This is a genomic window from Hahella sp. HN01 (genome assembly GCF_018986435.1).
Classification (GTDB): domain Bacteria; phylum Pseudomonadota; class Gammaproteobacteria; order Pseudomonadales; family Oleiphilaceae; genus Hahella.
Map to the genome: position 1 here is coordinate 149,990 of NZ_JAHMIN010000009.1, position 15,659 is coordinate 165,648.

The following is a 15,659-nucleotide window of genomic DNA, read 5'->3' on the forward strand; positions in this document are numbered from 1 at the left end:
TCGGATCAACATACGCCTGCGTGCTGTTGATAGGGTGGCGCTTTACGATTTACTCATGAGCCTTCCGCCAGTTTCTCCAGCGCATTGAGCTGCGAGCTGTAATTATTCCTGGATGACAACACGACCTTGCTGCGTCCTCCTTCCTGGAACAGGGTCAGGATATTGTGATGATTGGCGTCATCGGAAAAACTGCGAATACTTGCATCTATTTGGCGGAAATTCCTGGGCGCACTTTTCAGTTCAAACATAACCCGGGTTTCATGATCGCCCAGATCGACGACGGTTGGCGTCAGCGCAATGTCCACCCCATCCACCTTGAGTTTGACGGTGTCCAACAAATACTTCGTTAGTTCCTTCTCCTGTTCCTCACGAGTGAAGCGCGCGCCGCTGCGCTCAGTCTGTAGCTGACTCAGCGTGGTGGAAACGCTGGCTTGCGCGAGGACCGCGTTCAGCCGCCAGACATTGTCCTCTCCGCGAGAGAGATTGAAGAACGACATGAACGGGTAATGCGCGAAAGCGGACGGCGTTGATAACGCCAACCAGAACAGCGTTAGAGCGAAAGTTTTGTATCTGCGCATCGTCACTCCACGATCAACTGTTGCTTCGCCAACACGCCTTTCAGACAGCGCGGAATATTCACGTCCTCCGCCGAGGAGGAGTGGTAGTGATACATGCCGGTAGGATAATGGATGGTCGGGCCGAAATGGCCGTTGCATTCATCCAGATTGGCTGGGGTCGCGCCGTTCATCTCCAGATTGGTGTAGATGGGGTAACCATCCATGGCGTACGCCACCAGATCGCCGGAGCCTTTCGGATAGACCGCTTCGCAGCGAACTTCGCCAATATGATGCTTGGCGTAAATATCGTTGATGGTTTCCGGGAAAATATGGGAGTGGTAGAAGCCTTCGTTAATGTGCCCGCCGCAGGCGTCCAGGGCGGGCATACTGCCGACTCCAGTAGGCGCGCCGGGAATGCCGTTGGCCACTGAGGGCGGCAAGCCGTTAATGGGCATCCCGATCAGGGATAAGCCGACAATCTTGGAGGCATCGTCCATGGGCGTGGATTCCTGGGCATGCCAGGAGAAAACGGGAATCATGTACGAGAGTTGCAGGCTATTGTCGGGCTCGACCTCGATGCAGTAGGACAAGTCCGGGTCCAGATTAGGTATTTCGCCGGTTTTGATCATGATGAAGCGGATGTTGCCGTCGTCATCCACGATATCGTAGCCGTCCGCCTCCATGTCCTCGAACAGGTCTCTTTTCAGCACCCGCAAACCGGGATTGGTGGCGCCATCATAAGGATAAACGCCGCCGATATCATTGATGGTTTCCGGGCAATAAGGACCGTTTTCCACGGGGTTACTTTTGACTTTCAGTTTGTAGCACCAGGATTGATAGCCGTTATTCAGTTCACAGCGCTCCATGGAAATATCCTCAAGGAAGTGCTCTTTATCGAAATAGGAAGGAATTAACGCAGGAAAGAAATACCCTCTCCCGTATTGAATTTCCTGGGCGTTCGCCGCAGTCATCCACACTCCCGTTATTGCAGCGGCGAGACCGCCCGGAAGAGCGATGGCGCGAATGGAGATCGAGCGTATTTTCATATCAGTTCCCTTTTTTGGCTGGTGAATAGTTCCTGTATGTGAGCGCTTGCTATATCTCAGTGGCTTGAGATGTCGCCTTTCTTGTTTTACGAGCTTGCTTTAACGAATTGGTCGAATCGCGCCAGCCGCACAAGGCTAGCGGGGAGGAGTAACAGGTGTCGGCATAGAGGTTTCCTTCTTATGTTTGGCTTGGCGGTTCCTTTGCTCCCGACGCTGATTTGAGGCGCAGTGGCCTATGAGGACAATCAGCCGATGATCGGGATAAGCGAATTATTTCGAAGGAGAGGTTAACGACTGGTTAATTTGCAGGCAGAAAATGTACGCAAGGAATGTTAGGGATTTAAAGACGGCAAGTTAACGAAGAAGGTCACGCTCCAGGAGGAGTGGGTTAAGCGTGGCGATAGATCGCCAACTCTCTTTGGACGCGGTCAGTATCCGAATCCACAGTCGACTGGGTTGCGCGCAGACTTGCAAGATAATGGCTCGGCAGCTGCAATGCTTCTGCGCCCCGCAGCACATGCTCCAGATACCAGTCAAAAGGGAGAAGCGTTGCGTCAGTTAGTGTTGCAACGTAAGTAAGCGCTCGCATAACCGCGCCGCTTTCTGTTGTTATCCATAGGTCGGTGGGGTCATACCCCTTTCCTGCGCCTTCGGCGAGATCAAGGGCGCGTCGATCTTGTTTGTTAATCTGGAAGAGGCCGCCATAGACGACGTCTTCATGATTTCCGGTATGAAAAAGATCGCACTTGGCGGAGCCATCTTTTCCCACTTTATGAAAGCGCAGCTGATATCCCGTTAACCGGCCCGTGCACAAGAAGCGGGCGCTGGGCGTGCGGCCGCGCAACCGGAGCAGGGACATATTGGAACCATAAGCGAAGTAGTCAAAGCGGGGCAGGGAAGTCATATCAGAACTGGATGAATTTCTGAATCAGCATCGGCTCGTAACCGAACAGGGCGCTAAGGTGATGCAGGTAGGCATGCTGGCCTTGTCCCTGCCAGACGCCGCTGATTTGCTGACGTATTTGTCCGTAACGCTCCAGCATGGCGGAGGGCGTTTCGGATTGCAGGGGGATGTCTTCGCCAAAAGATTGAATCAACGCCAGCCAGTGGGCGCTGACGCCCATGATGAAATAAGGCCAGGTTTTTTGCAGATGAGGCTCCCAATTGGGATCGCTGGTGGCCTGCAGGTCGGACGTCAGGTCGCGGTAGCCGCATTTGATGACCAGCTGATTGAGATCGCCGCTTTGCAGGAGCTGCGCAACGACTGGCGAACTCTCCAGACCCTTGAATACACGGCCTGCGGTGTTCGGATCTGTGTAAAACAGCAGGCTGAACTGGTGACCGGCGGCGTCCGGCGCGGCGCGTCGATGAAAGCGCCACAACGGCAAAGCGCCTGCATACTGCGCCAATACGGGGGCGACGACCTGGTCCGCCAACAGTAAGTCCATGTTCCAATTGGGATCGCCGTTATCATCAAAAGGCATTTTGAAACAGGCGCGCCACCAGTATTGCTCTTGCGTCGGCGCAATAGGATGAACGCCTGGAGTCGTTAAACCCGGTTTGCTATGCGTGGGTTGATGGGCGCAGGCGGCCAACCCGAGCAGGGTCAATAAAGCCGCCATGAGACGCAGGATCGACGCAGCCGTCCATCCCGCCGGATTGAGCTTGCGCATACCGAGCGATGGCGGCGTTGGGGTGGCTGTCTGCATGGCGGACTCCTTTGGTTGGCTTAGGCGCCGTAGTTACTCAGTGCATCCCGCAGCGCGGAAATCAGATCGTCGCGAATTTCCTGCGGCTCCATTACGTTGCATTCTGCACCCAGGTTCATCAGCCAGTTCCGCAACTGAATAGTGCGTCGCACCTTGGCGGTAAGGATGTAGGAACCGCTTTCGTCAGTAGACGGCTTGATTTTCTGGTCCACGGCGATGGGGTTCTCGCTCAGGTCGGATATCAGGTTGCTGTATGGATTAGCCGGCGTGATGCGCAACTTCATGGAGTACACAGAGTTGTCTTCCGGGTCGATGAACACGTCCATCTTGCCCGCCTCCAGGTAGTCCCGCAGCCGGAATTTCTTCGGCACGCGGGAACTGCGCTGATCCATGGTGATGCGTTCGATCTTATGCAACAGGAAGTGGCGATAGGCGCCAGGGGTGTCGATGTCCTCGTCCTTTTTCGCCACCAGATAGATTTTCGGCAGCAGGATCGCAACGCCGAAGGGATGGGCGCGATACTCTTTGCCGCGATAAGTGAACAACACCTGCTTGTTTTTCAGAATGGCGCGATAGATGGTGTCCAGATGCTCGATATCGAAATCCGCCGGTTGCAGACGCTGGCCGCGCTGATAGAACTCCACGGAATCGCGCAGACGGTTGTACAACTGCGGAGACAAGGATTTCTCCGACTGCTCCAGGCGCTCCTCCGCCTGGGCGAAAAAGCGCTCCAGCTCGGAGATGGTGTTGCGCGGCAGCAGATTGGACAGATGCTTCTTGGCCATGGCGAAGGCGATAGCCATGTACTGAGGCATCTTCTCATAGTCGTATTGCAGGGTGGAGTAGGGGTCGAGTTTCCATAGCAGGCTCTTGCCTACGCCCCTCACCACTTCCAGGCCGAACTCGTTGCCGGGCTCTTCGTCTTCGTCCTCCATTTCGTTTTTGCCGTACAGGAAATTCATGTCGCGTTGGATCAGGCGCTTCTGTGAATTTGGATCGCCGCCCTCTTCCATATAGTCCGCAGAAATCAGGTGGTTGATGATTTCCTCGGTGGATTTGGGCGTTCTGGCCGATTTCAGATAAGCCAGGATGGATAAGCGGCGTAGAAAAGTTCTCATCAGTTCCCCATAAAAACTTTGCGAAGACTAAAGAATACATTCTTTTGCGACATCAATGGTCGTTTTACTTCCTAATCTAACTCCTGTAGACGAAATAAACCATCTCGGGAGAAAGAAAAATGTACAGAGTCAATGCGTTTACCCAAAAAGGAGCCAAATTCCGCTTCCGTATCCAAAGCGAAAGCGTCGCCGACCTGCATGACATCCTGGATCGCATCTTCGAAGGTCGCAAAATGCGTCTGGTTGTCGTTGAACCGGTAGTATGACGAATGGCTCTCCCTCTCCGGGGCTGGCGCGTCGTCTGCAGTAGCCGCCTCCCCGGATATTTCCCGTTTCGCCCCAGGTAAGCGGCGACTTCATAGTAAAAACTCCCTTCCCGCCACTCAAGTTATTGATTACGCATTTGTAAGCGCGTGTAACTTTTCTCCGGCATTAAAAATTTTACTGTTATTCCGCAAGCTAGATCTGTACAATTAGCGACCATTTTTTATTCACTGCAAAGCAGCCCCCCTGATAGGTCCCGAATTAATGTCTTCAACTGATTCTGCAACCGCGCTGTCGAAAGATTTCGCTTCTCTTGGTTTATCTGATTCTCTTTTGTCCGCTCTAAAAGACGTGGGTTACGAGCAACCCTCACCGATCCAGGAGCAAAGTATTCCCCTGTTGCTGCAGGGCGAGAGCATTTTAGGGGTGGCGCAGACTGGTACCGGCAAGACAGCGGCTTTCGCTCTGCCGTTGTTGGAAAGACTTGATCCTAAGATTCAGTCTCCACAAATTATCGTGCTGGCTCCCACCCGGGAACTGGCGATCCAGGTGGCGGAAGCATTCAAAAGCTATTCCCGTTACCTGCCTGACTTCACAGTACTGCCGATCTACGGTGGTCAGGATATGCGCGGACAATTGCGCTCCCTGAAACGCGGCGTGCAGGTTATTGTCGGTACGCCTGGCCGTGTGCTGGACCATTTACAGCGCAAGAGCCTGGATTTGTCGCAAATTCGCGCAGTCGTGCTGGACGAAGCTGACGAAATGCTGCGCATGGGCTTCATCGACGATGTAGAGGAAATCCTCTCCAACGCGCCCGGCGCCTGCCAATACGCACTGTTCTCTGCGACCATGCCTCCCGCTATCAAACGCGTGGCGGAAAAATATCTGAAAGGGGCGAAAGAAGTTCGTATCGCCGCTAAGACTTCCACCGTTGAGCGCATCAGCCAGCACGTTTTGATGGTTGATAACTCTCACAAACTGGACGCGCTGACCCGCGTACTGGAAGTTGAAAACTTCGAAGGCATGATCATTTTCGTGCGCACCAAGTCCGCCACCACGGAACTGGCTGAGAAGCTGCAGGCGCGCGGTTACGCCGCTGAAGCCCTGAATGGCGACCAGACCCAGAAGATTCGTGAGCAGACGATCGACCGCCTGAAGAAAGGTCGTCTGGACATCGTTGTCGCGACTGACGTTGCGGCCCGTGGTCTGGACGTAGAGCGTATCGGTCTGGTTCTGAACTATGACATTCCTTACGACACAGAAGCCTATGTTCACCGTATCGGCCGTACTGGACGCGCTGGTCGTGAAGGGAAAGCGATTCTGTTCGCCGCGCCTAAAGAGCGTCGCCTGCTGCGCGCAATTGAAATGGCCACCAAGCAGCCGCTGACGCCTTACGAAGCGCCTTCCGCTGAAAAAATCAGCGAGCAGCGCATCCAGCAGTTCCAGGAAAACCTGCACCGCACTCTGGACGGTCAGGATCTGGAGTCCATGAAAAAGGTGGTGCTGGACTTCTGTCAGGAAAATGAGTTGTCGCTGGAAGACGTCGCCGCCGCACTGGCGTTCCGTCTGCAGGTGGAACAGCCTCTGTTCCCGATCCTGAAGGATCTGCCGAAGCTGGATAAAGACTTCCGTGGTCGTGACCGCGATCGTGACGGCCGTGGCCGTAACCCTCGCGACCGTGATCGTCGTGGTCGTGAAGGCCGCGAAGGTCGTGATTCACGTCGCGACGACGGCATACCGAGAGAGCGTTACCGCATCGAAGTGGGCCGCTCCCATGACGTTAGCCCGGGCGATATCGTCGGCGCTATCGCGAACGAAGCGAACATTGAAAGCAAGTACATTGGCCACATCGCCATTTACGACAACTTCAGTACCGTTGAGCTGCCAGAAGGCATGCCGAAAGAAGTGCTTCAGCACCTGCAGAAAGTACGCATTCGTCAGCAGCTGATCAACATGAAGCCGGATGCCGGTAAGCCAGAGCGCAAGCCCCGCAGCGGTAGTGGTCGTGGCGGTCCTCGTCCTTCCTCTAAGCGTCCGCGCTCATAAGACTTAGTCCGCTGATCTAACAGCGGCATTCAAACCAGTGGGATGGCTTCTCGCCACCCACTGGTTTTTTGTTTTCTTCAGCGACACTCCCACACTTTTTCCGCATTCCGCATTCCGCCGGGCCTGCATCAGTGATTCTTTAGAACTTTCAGATCGTATTAACGCGCATGCTTACGACGTTATTTGCCTCTAACTCGACGCAGAGATCTTCCGGTGTGTAGCCGCTGACGTGTGAGACATAAAAATAGACAAGAGAGATATGAGTGGGTATGGGGTAAGTAAGTCGTACTGATTAGTGTTGGTCGCTAGGAGCGCGCCCGCCTGGATCTAAAGCGGAGAGGCGCTCTTACAATGGCATGGGCTTGTGGATGTGATAGCCCTGTACGAAGTCTACGTCGAGGCTTTTCAGACGCTCCACCGTTTCTTCATTTTCCACGAACTCCGCCACCACGTTCAGCCCCATGATATGGGCGACTTCAGTGATGGAGCGGACCATGGCCAGATCCACGGGGTCGCTGAGGATGTCGCGGACGAAGCTGCCGTCAATCTTCAGAGAGTTTACCGGCAGGCTTTTCAGGTACGAATAAGAGGAAAAGCCGCTGCCGAAGTCATCCAGGGCGAATTTGATGCCTTTGGCGCGCATGTTCTGCACTAGGGCGGTGGTTTCCACCAGGCTGGAGATGGCGGAGCTTTCCGTGATTTCAAAGCAGACTTTGTCCAGAGGAATGCTGTATTTGCTGAACGCGGACAGCAGAAAGTCGGCGAATTCCGAGTCGTTGATAGTCTGGCTGCTCAGGTTGATGTTGACCTGACTTAGCCGTTCCAACTGTCCTGGTCGCGCATGCAGCCACTTAAAGTAGGCGTCAATTACCCAGCGATCCAAAGAGCGGATGATGTTGTAGCGTTCGGCCGCCGGCAGGAAGGCGCCGGGAGGAAGAATGTCCGCTCCCTGCTTCAAACGCACCAGAATTTCATAACGCTCGCCGCACAGTTCCGGTTTCAGCGCACCGATATTCTGTTTATAGAGCACCAACTGATTCTGCTTGATCGCTTCCTGCAGCGCAGTGACTACCTGCATCTCGCTTTGACGGCGAATGATTTCCCCGGTCTTCTCGTTATGCACGATGATGCGGTTGCGGCCGGCGTCTTTGGCGGCGTAACAGGCGGTGTCGGCGAGGCTGAATATCTCCTCGATGGAGGGCGTCGCCGCTGTAATCGGTACAATGCCGATACTGACGCCGACGCTGAACACTTTCTCTTTCAGGGCGAAGCGGAATTCGCTGACTTCATTACGTAAACGGTGAGCGATTTCCGACGCCTTTTCTATGCCGCAGCGCTCCAGCAGGATGCCGAATTCATCTCCGCCCAGACGGGCGAGAGAGTCGCGCTCCCGCAGATGTTGACGGAACATGACGGCGATCTGGCGCAACAGCTCGTCGCCGGCGGCGTGGCCGCTGGTGTCGTTGACGATCTTGAACTGATCCAGATCCATGAACAACAGCGCATGATGCAGCCCCTGCTCACGAGAGCGCAGCAGCGCGCTGTTGAGGCGGTATTCGAATTCAGTACGGTTGAGCAGGCCGGTCAATGGGTCGTGACGGGCCAGATAGTGCAGCTGCTGCTCGTTCTCTTTTTTCTCTGTGATATCGACAATAGAGCCTTCCACAAAGCCGGGGCCGCCGGGCGTGAGGATCTGTCGGGCGAAGATGGTGGCCCAGAACTGTTTGCCGTCGAGACGCTGGCAACGAGCCTCGAATCCGAACACATGGCCGTATTGCTTCAGCGACAGGAAAAACAAACGGCGGGCGTCTTCCTGAAGGGGAATCATGCCGGTCAGGTCACGGGTATTGCTGACCAGCTCCTTCTCATTACGCGCGCCTAATAACTGTGCGAATGCGGGATTACAGGCCATCAGAGCGCCTTTGGCGTCCAGACGGAACATGCCTTCCAGAGAGTTTTCATAGATGGCGCGATACTTTTCCAGGTTTTCTGTCGCCTGCAACTGCGCGAACTCGCGCGCTGATTTTTCGCCCTTCAGACGGTCCGCTAACGCCAGACTGAGCGCCAACACCATGCCGACAACGCCAAATTGAGTGGCGTGTCCAGTCACGCCGTTTAACGGCAGCAGGCCGAATTTGCCTGCGCAGAACACCAGGGAAGCGAACACCAGGAAGGTGTAGGCCAGGGTGAAATATCGGGCTGGACGGAAATTGGAGCGCAGCAGATACAGTCCGGTGAAGTAGCCGAACATCGGCGTCACGGCGATGTTGAGCAGGGATAACTTGAGCATGGCGGTGTTGGAGGCGAAAAACGCCAGCGCCGCGCACAACAGACACCAGGCGGCGATATGCACGAAGCCCTGCGCCATAGCCGGCAGACGCTCTGGCAATGACAGGAAACTACGGGTGAACAACGCCAGCGCGGCAAGACAGAGGTTGATGAAAAACACCAGACTCTTGTCGTTCCATACAGGATTGTCCGGCCAGAAATACGCGTACGCCATCCCGCACAGCGTCGCCTCCGCCAGAGCGTAACTGGCCAGCGCGGCGGTGAAATACAGGTAGCCTTTGTCGCGCAGGAACAGAAACAGCATCAGATTGTACGCCGCCATGATGCCGATGATGCCCAGCAATGCGCCGGACAGGCTGGCTTCCTTGTGGTTGTAGGCGGTGAACTGAGACGGCTCCCACAGGCTGATGGGTACCTGGATAGAGGACGTGGCGTCGATCTTTAAGATCACCTCATAGCTGGTATCTCCCGCGAGCTGCAGAGGGAAGACAAAATGCGGGTGATTGATCGGACGCTCATGGTAGGGACGTTGATCGCCGCTGCTGATGGCGTATTCCGGCTGGGTTTCGCCGACCCGGAACAGGAAAAGCTCAATGTTGTCCAGCAGTGGGTTGCCGAGGCTAAGAAATAGTTCGCGGCTGTCGCTGCTGCGATTCAGAAGTTTGAACGCGAACCAGTGTTCTTTGCCGGTGAAGCCGAAGTTGATCTGCGACGCGGAGACGGTTGGCGCTGTGCGCAGAGCCTGTCGCGCCTGCTCCAGTGGCGATGAGCCGATTTCTGTGGCGAAGTGATGAACCTGTGGAATGGTCGGCGGAAACTCGCCGGCGTACACATTCACGTCGTCGGCGCTCGCGTGCAACGAAATCAAGCAAAACAACGCCAAAGCGATTACGGCTGACAGCGCGTTCGCAAAGCGTGGTGCTGGAAATATCGGAAAAATTATTGAGCGCCGGATCATACCTGGGGTTACTGCAATAGAAGGCCACTAAAATAGGCGATGCAGCGTCCCGTTAAAAGCGGTAAACGTGAACAACTGTAATATTAACTGGGCGCTAAAGGCGGTAGACGCCGGACTCCAGTGCGGCGATCATTTCCTGAGACAATAAACGGTATTCTCCGGCTTCCGGCGCCCATAGATAAACCTGATCCTCCGGCTCATTCAACTGATAGCCGTTTTTTTGCAGGTCCACCTTGCGGTATTTGAATGTGCCGGTTTTGGCGATGCTCGGCGTAACGCGAATGAAGACTGGCATGGCGTAAGTCGGCAATGCTTCCCGCATGACCTGAGCCAGTTGTCGCATATCCAGACCGCGTTGCTTGTCCTTCGCCACGATGGCCGCCATGCCGGCTTTGCCGCTCATGTTGGGAATCTCTACACCGTAGACGACGGCTTCTTCCACATCGTCCAGCTTGTCCAGCACATTCTCCACTTCAGTCGTGGAGACGTTTTCGCCTTTCCAGCGAAAGGTGTCGCCCATGCGGTCCACGAACTGCAGATGACGCCAGCCGATTTCCCGTAATACGTCGCCAGTATTGAACCAGGCGTCGCCTTTGCGGAAAGCGTTGCGGATGATGGCTTTCTCCGTCGCTTCCGGCTGGGAGTAACCTTCAAAGTTCCATTTGGGCGTGATTTTACCCAGCAGTAATCCCGGTTCGCCCTTGGCGACTTTTTGCAGTTTGCCTTTGCCGTTGCGGACTGGCTCGCGGGTGCCTTCATGGAATTTCAYCAAGGCGAAAGGCGCAGTGGAAAAGCCGACAGTATTGTCCAGATTCAAAAAGTTGGTGAAGCCGACATTGCCTTCGCTGGCGGCATACAGCTCCGCAATCTGTTCAATGCCGAAACGCTCTTTGAACTGGAGCCAGATGGAAGGGCGCAGACCATTGCCGATCATTTTTTTCAGTTTGTGATGGCGATCCTGGGGCCCCGGCGGTTGGGCGAGCAGATAGCGGCATAATTCGCCGACGTAGCCGAAGCAGGTCGCGCCATAAAGACGCACGTCGCTCCAGAATTCACTGGCGGAAAATTTGCGTCGGATGGCGAGAGCGGACGCGCCCGCCAGCGCAGCGCCCCAGCACACCAGCAGTCCGGTGCCGTGATACAAGGGCAGGGGAGCATAGACGACATCTTTTTCGGTTAGCGCCAGCGACATATGACCAAAGCCTCCATACGCCTTGAACCATTTGCGATGGCTGCTGGGCGCCGCCTTGGGCAGGCCGGTGGTGCCGGAGGTGAACAGGTAGACCGCGGTATCGCCGGCGAGGGGACGATCTGTGACAACCGGATTGGCGTCGGGATAGTTTTTAATGATGGCGCCCAGATTGACGTATCCTTCAGGGGCGGTCGAATCCTCCTTGAGCGTATCCGCATCCGCCAGAAAGAGCATGCGTTGTGAGTCGACGGGGATGTTCAGTAGCGACGTAGCGGAAGCGATGGCTTCCAATTGCTCCTCGCCCACGACCACAAGTTTGGGATGAGTGAGGTTCAGGCAGTGGGCCAGCGCGTCTCCGCGCAGGGATGTGTTGATCATGGCTCCCGCCGCGCCCAGTTTTAACGCACCCGCCAGCGCCGCCAGCAATTCCGGTCGATTCTCCAGGTTCAGGGCAATCACATCGCCCCGCGCCACGCCGCGAGCGCGATAGTAATGGGCGAAGCGGTTGGCCCAGGCATTAAACGCTTCATAACTGATGCGCCGGTCGCGGTAGAGCACCGCGTCGCATTCGCCGTGGGTGTCCGCATTGCGTTCGATGATGTCGCCAATGGCCAGGGCTTTATCCGGCTTGAGCAGGGCGTAGTAGTAATAACCTTTGAGCAGGGAAGGCAGTTTCTGGGCGACGAAGGGCAGTTGACGGGCCAGATCCCGCGCGGATATGCGGCCTTCCTGCGGCATAGTTCGGTCCTCTTGTTTTCCTGTTTCCTAATTGCCTATCTATCAATAGAGAGCGGGTCCGGTACTGCCTTTCAATGTTAGTCAATAAACCCGGTTAGTCGACCGTCTCTGCTAGTCGATAAACAGGTCGGTCATTAGCGCCTGACCCGCTTCGGGATTGTAGGTGTAGGGGGAAAAATCCGTCACGCCGGTATCGCGCAGCACTTGTTCGTCAATGAGCCACTCGCCGCTGCGGCGCTCTTCTTTATCCGTCAGTATGGCGTAGGCGGCGTCCGCCATGATCTCAGGGCTACGCGCCCGGTCCAGCGCCTGTTTGCCGCCGGCTTCGAACTCCACTGCGGCGGTGGCGATCAGGGTCTGCGGCCATAGTGAGTTCACCGCGATGTTATAGCGACGAAACTCCTGCGCCATCCCCAGGGTCAACATGGACATGGCGTATTTGGTCAGCGTATAGGGGGAATACTGAGCGAACCACTTGGGGTTGAGATTGACCGGAGGAGACAGGTTGAGGATATGTCCCAGCCCGGACTTCTTCAGCCAAGGCAGGGCGGCCTGGGCGGTCGTCATCACGGCGCGGGTATTGACCTGATGCATCAAGTCAAAACGTTTCATAGGCGTATGCTCCACGCCGGACAACTTGATGGCTCCTGCGTTATTGATGACGGCGTCCACGCCTCCGAACTCAGCAGCGGCGCGCTCCACCATCGCTTTGACGGCGTTATCGTCGCGCACGTCCAGTTGCACGGGGAGCGCTTTGCCGCCAGCCTGCTCGACTTCCTCCGCCACACTGTAGATGGTGCCGGGCAGCTTGGGGTGAGGTTCGGCGGATTTCGCTGCGAGGACAATATTGGCGCCGTCCCGGGCGAAACGTAACGCCATGGCGCGGCCGATACCGCGTGAAGCGCCGGTGATGAGGATGGTTTTATTATGTAGGGGCGACATGAGCGTGTCCTTGTTTGTTGTTTTTATTGGCGGTTTATTCTGCGCTTAGAGTGAGAGTAACCAGCAGTTCCCGGATTCTGACCTGATCGCCGGTTTTTACTTTGATGTCCTCCACCACGCCGGATATATCCGCTTTTAACGGATGCTCCATTTTCATGGCTTCCAGCACGACCAGCGTTGCGCCTTTCTCCACGCTTTGGCCGGGTTCGACCAGCACGTCCACGATGCGGCCGTCCATAGATGCGCGGATGCTGCCGTCGCCAGTCGCGTCGCCGGCTTCCGCTGGCGCATGGGTTAGGTCTTCAAAGTCATAAACAACGCCGTCTAGATGCAAAGATAGCCGGTTTTCCTGCCGTAGATAGCGAACCCGGCGACGTAGGTCGTCGCATTCGAACAGGGCTTGCTCGGGCTCAATATACTGCAGTCCCAGCGTGATAGCGCGGTCGTCCAGTTTGACCTGAAACGCGCCATCTTCCTGCGTCTCTAGCGCCAGCTCCCAAATGTCGTCGCCGCTGCTCAGTTCGTAAGGCCAGGATGAATAGCCGGCGCTGCGCCAATGGCGGTGAGGCTGGCTCAGTTCGGTCTGATGGTGAAAAAGCAGCGTCGCCAGGGCGACGACTAAGTCGGTCGGCGTTTGTGGCGAAAGCGAGGGATCGTCCTTGAATTCATTCGTGAGAAAGCCGGTATTGGCTTCTCCTTGTTGAAAAGTGGGGTGCTTGAGAATATTGACCAGGAATCGTTGATTGCCGTTGACGCCGAACAGCAGGCTGTCTTCCACTGCGCGTTGTAGACGACGACGAGCCTGTTCGCGGTCGGCGCCCCAGGCGATGATTTTCGCCAGCATGGGGTCGTAGTGGGGTGTGATGGTTTGACCTTCTTTCACGCCATCGTCGATGCGCACGCCTTCGCTTAACGCAGGTCGCCAACGTTGAATACGGCCGGTTTGCGGCAGGAAATTCTGCTGCGGGTCTTCCGCATACAAACGTACTTCCATGGCGTGGCCCTGGATGCGCACTTGCTCCTGAGTAACAGGTAAGGGCGCGCCGGCGGCGACCTGAATCTGCCACGCCACCAGATCGAAGCCGGTGACCAGTTCGGTGACCGGATGCTCCACCTGTAGGCGCGTGTTCATTTCCAGAAAATAAAAGCGCTTGTCTTGATCCACCAGAAACTCCACTGTGCCGGCCCCGACATAACCGCAGGACAGGGCCGCCTTCACCGCTGCCGCGCCCATGCGTTCGCGCAGGTCCGCGTCAACGAAGGGCGAGGGCGCCTCCTCCACCACTTTCTGATGGCGGCGCTGTACGGAGCAGTCACGTTCCCCCAGATACAGCGCGGCGCCCTGTGTATCCGCAAACACCTGGATTTCGATGTGACGGGGTTGCAGCAGGGCTTTTTCCAGAATCAGCTCACCGCTGCCGAAGGCGTTGAGAGCTTCTGAGCGCGCCGTTTTGATTTGCGCCGCCAGCTCAGCTTCGCTCTGCGCCAGACGCATGCCGCGTCCGCCGCCGCCAGCGGAAGCCTTGATCATGACCGGGAAGCCAATGCGTCGCGCTTCGGCTATCAATGTGGCGTCGCTTTGATCCTCGCCCTCGTAGCCGGGAATGCAGGGCACGTCCGCTTCCTGCATGGCGAGCTTGGACAGGCGTTTGCTGCCCATCAGGGCGATGGCGTCGGCGGGAGGGCCAATAAACGTCACTCCGGCGTCAGCGCATTTTTCCGCAAAGCGGGCGTTTTCTGAGAGGAAACCGTAGCCAGGGTGCACCGCGTCAGCGCCGCTCAGGCGACAGGCGGCGAGGATTTTATCGGCGTCCAGATACGACTCCGCCACGGGCGCAGGGCCGAGATGCACGGCTTCATCCGCCAGTAACGCWTGAGGGGCGTCGCGGTCGGCGTCGCTGTAGACGGCGACGGTGCGAAAGCCGAGATCGCGGGCGGTGCGGATCACCCGGCAGGCGATCTCGCCCCGGTTGGCGACCAGAATTTTGGTGATCATTGCGCCCACTCCGGGTTACGTTTTTGCATGAACGCCAGGGCGCCCTCTCTGCCTTCCGGGCCCTGAATGGCGCGGGAGAAGTCGGCGGCGGCGCGATCCAGCAACGTTTCCAGATCGGCGCCTTCAACGTCCAGCAACAACCGTTTGGTGACGGCGTTGGCCTGGGGCGCGCAACGTTTGATCTGCGCCAGGATCGTCGCCAGTTTGTCCGCCAGCTCATCGGCGTTTGTCACGCACTCATGAGCGATGCCGAGTCGTGTCGCTTCTTCTCCGTCGCAACGCATGCCCAGCAGCGCCAGGCGGCGGGCTTGCGTGAGTCCAATGCGGCGCGCCACGAAAGGCGCGATTTGCGCCGGAGGAATGCCCAGCCCTGTCTCCGGTAAGCCAAAGCGGGTGCTGTTCAGGGTGATGGCGACGTCGCTGACGCAGGCCAGTCCAAAGCCGCCGCCCAGCACGGCCCCTTCCAGTATGGCGACGACGGTTTGTGGGGCCTGATTGACGCGAGTGATCATCCGCCCGAATTCCCGGTTCAACGCCTGAAACGGATCGGCGTCTCCTGACTCCGCCGCCGCGCGGGCGTTGGCCATGTCGGCGATATCGCCCCCGGCGCAGAAATGACCGTCGGCGCCGCGCAGGACGATTGCGCGGAGGCGTGCATCTGTGTCGGCATAGTCGAACAGCGCCATAATCTCACGCACCATTGGCAGGCTCATGGCGTTACGTACTTGCGGCCGATTCAGAGTGATGTGCAGCGCGTGATCACGGCATTCAGCCAGCAGGGTTTCAGTGACGGGCGGACTCATG

Annotated in this window: 12 protein-coding genes; 2 read left to right on the forward strand and 10 right to left on the reverse strand. The window is 56.7% G+C overall.

The window, feature by feature from the left end:
• Positions 1 to 53: 53 nt before the first annotated feature.
• The 5 genes from KP814_RS11115 to KP814_RS11135 all read right to left on the reverse strand — a co-directional run bounded on the left by KP814_RS11115 (position 54) and on the right by KP814_RS11135 (position 4,430).
• A complete protein-coding gene (locus KP814_RS11115) occupies positions 54 to 578 on the reverse strand; it encodes a hypothetical protein (RefSeq protein ID WP_216736835.1) in 525 nt (174 codons plus the stop codon).
• Positions 579 to 580: 2 nt separating this feature from the next.
• The gene (locus KP814_RS11120) at positions 581 to 1,603 is read right to left on the reverse strand and encodes a YHYH protein (RefSeq protein WP_216736836.1); all 1,023 of its coding nucleotides are present in this window, start codon (positions 1,601 to 1,603) and stop codon (positions 581 to 583) included.
• A gap of 388 nt (positions 1,604 to 1,991) precedes the next feature.
• Positions 1,992 to 2,507 (reverse strand): gamma-glutamylcyclotransferase family protein, encoded by a 516-nt coding sequence (locus KP814_RS11125; RefSeq protein WP_216736837.1) that lies wholly within the window; start codon positions 2,505 to 2,507, stop codon positions 1,992 to 1,994.
• A 1-nt stretch (position 2,508) separates the two neighbouring features.
• A complete protein-coding gene (locus tag KP814_RS11130) occupies positions 2,509 to 3,312 on the reverse strand; it encodes a hypothetical protein (RefSeq protein WP_216736838.1) in 804 nt (267 codons plus the stop codon).
• 20 nt (positions 3,313 to 3,332) lie between these two features.
• Entirely contained in the window at positions 3,333 to 4,430 is a 1,098-nt protein-coding gene (locus tag KP814_RS11135; RefSeq protein ID WP_216736839.1) for a YafY family protein, read from the reverse strand.
• Positions 4,431 to 4,549: 119 nt separating this feature from the next.
• Between KP814_RS11135 and KP814_RS11140 the strand changes: the two genes are divergently transcribed.
• Both KP814_RS11140 and KP814_RS11145 read left to right on the forward strand, forming a co-directional pair.
• Positions 4,550 to 4,696 (forward strand): hypothetical protein, encoded by a 147-nt coding sequence (locus tag KP814_RS11140; protein ID WP_158304996.1) that lies wholly within the window; start codon positions 4,550 to 4,552, stop codon positions 4,694 to 4,696.
• A gap of 262 nt (positions 4,697 to 4,958) precedes the next feature.
• Positions 4,959 to 6,740, forward strand: coding sequence for a DEAD/DEAH box helicase (locus KP814_RS11145; RefSeq protein WP_127968742.1), 1,782 nt, complete (start codon positions 4,959 to 4,961; stop codon positions 6,738 to 6,740).
• A 346-nt stretch (positions 6,741 to 7,086) separates the two neighbouring features.
• Here KP814_RS11145 and KP814_RS11150 read toward each other — a convergent pair whose 3' ends face one another.
• The 5 genes from KP814_RS11150 to KP814_RS11170 all read right to left on the reverse strand — a co-directional run bounded on the left by KP814_RS11150 (position 7,087) and on the right by KP814_RS11170 (position 15,658).
• Positions 7,087 to 9,897: an EAL domain-containing protein gene (locus KP814_RS11150; RefSeq protein WP_253938304.1), complete on the reverse strand. Its 2,811-nt coding sequence runs from the start codon at positions 9,895 to 9,897 to the stop codon at positions 7,087 to 7,089.
• Between the two features lie 184 nt (positions 9,898 to 10,081).
• A complete protein-coding gene (locus tag KP814_RS11155) occupies positions 10,082 to 11,917 on the reverse strand; it encodes a long-chain-acyl-CoA synthetase (protein WP_216736841.1) in 1,836 nt (611 codons plus the stop codon).
• Between the two features lie 111 nt (positions 11,918 to 12,028).
• Positions 12,029 to 12,859, reverse strand: coding sequence for an NAD(P)-dependent oxidoreductase (locus KP814_RS11160; protein WP_216736842.1), 831 nt, complete (start codon positions 12,857 to 12,859; stop codon positions 12,029 to 12,031).
• A 34-nt stretch (positions 12,860 to 12,893) separates the two neighbouring features.
• Positions 12,894 to 14,855 carry an acetyl/propionyl/methylcrotonyl-CoA carboxylase subunit alpha gene (locus tag KP814_RS11165; RefSeq protein WP_216736843.1) on the reverse strand — a complete coding sequence of 654 codons (1,962 nt, stop codon included), beginning with the start codon at positions 14,853 to 14,855 and terminating at the stop codon, positions 12,894 to 12,896.
• The gene (locus KP814_RS11170; protein WP_216736844.1) at positions 14,852 to 15,658 is read right to left on the reverse strand and encodes an enoyl-CoA hydratase/isomerase family protein; all 807 of its coding nucleotides are present in this window, start codon (positions 15,656 to 15,658) and stop codon (positions 14,852 to 14,854) included. Before KP814_RS11170 ends, KP814_RS11165 begins: the two co-directional genes overlap by 4 nt.
• Position 15,659 lies beyond the last annotated feature (1 nt).

What these genes read in the sequence shown, in the direction of transcription:
- KP814_RS11115 (WP_216736835.1), bottom strand. Translation starts at nt 578, where the DNA reads ATGCGCAGATACAAAACTTTCGCTCTAACGCTGTTCTGGTTGGCGTTA.
- KP814_RS11120 (WP_216736836.1), bottom strand. Translation starts at nt 1,603, where the DNA reads ATGAAAATACGCTCGATCTCCATTCGCGCCATCGCTCTTCCGGGCGGT.
- KP814_RS11125 (WP_216736837.1), bottom strand. Translation starts at nt 2,507, where the DNA reads ATGACTTCCCTGCCCCGCTTTGACTACTTCGCTTATGGTTCCAATATG.
- KP814_RS11130 (WP_216736838.1), bottom strand. Translation starts at nt 3,312, where the DNA reads ATGCAGACAGCCACCCCAACGCCGCCATCGCTCGGTATGCGCAAGCTC.
- KP814_RS11135 (WP_216736839.1), bottom strand. Translation starts at nt 4,430, where the DNA reads ATGAGAACTTTTCTACGCCGCTTATCCATCCTGGCTTATCTGAAATCG.
- KP814_RS11140 (WP_158304996.1), top strand. Translation starts at nt 4,550, where the DNA reads ATGTACAGAGTCAATGCGTTTACCCAAAAAGGAGCCAAATTCCGCTTC.
- KP814_RS11145 (WP_127968742.1), top strand. Translation starts at nt 4,959, where the DNA reads ATGTCTTCAACTGATTCTGCAACCGCGCTGTCGAAAGATTTCGCTTCT.
- KP814_RS11160 (WP_216736842.1), bottom strand. Translation starts at nt 12,859, where the DNA reads ATGTCGCCCCTACATAATAAAACCATCCTCATCACCGGCGCTTCACGC.
- KP814_RS11170 (WP_216736844.1), bottom strand. Translation starts at nt 15,658, where the DNA reads ATGAGTCCGCCCGTCACTGAAACCCTGCTGGCTGAATGCCGTGATCAC.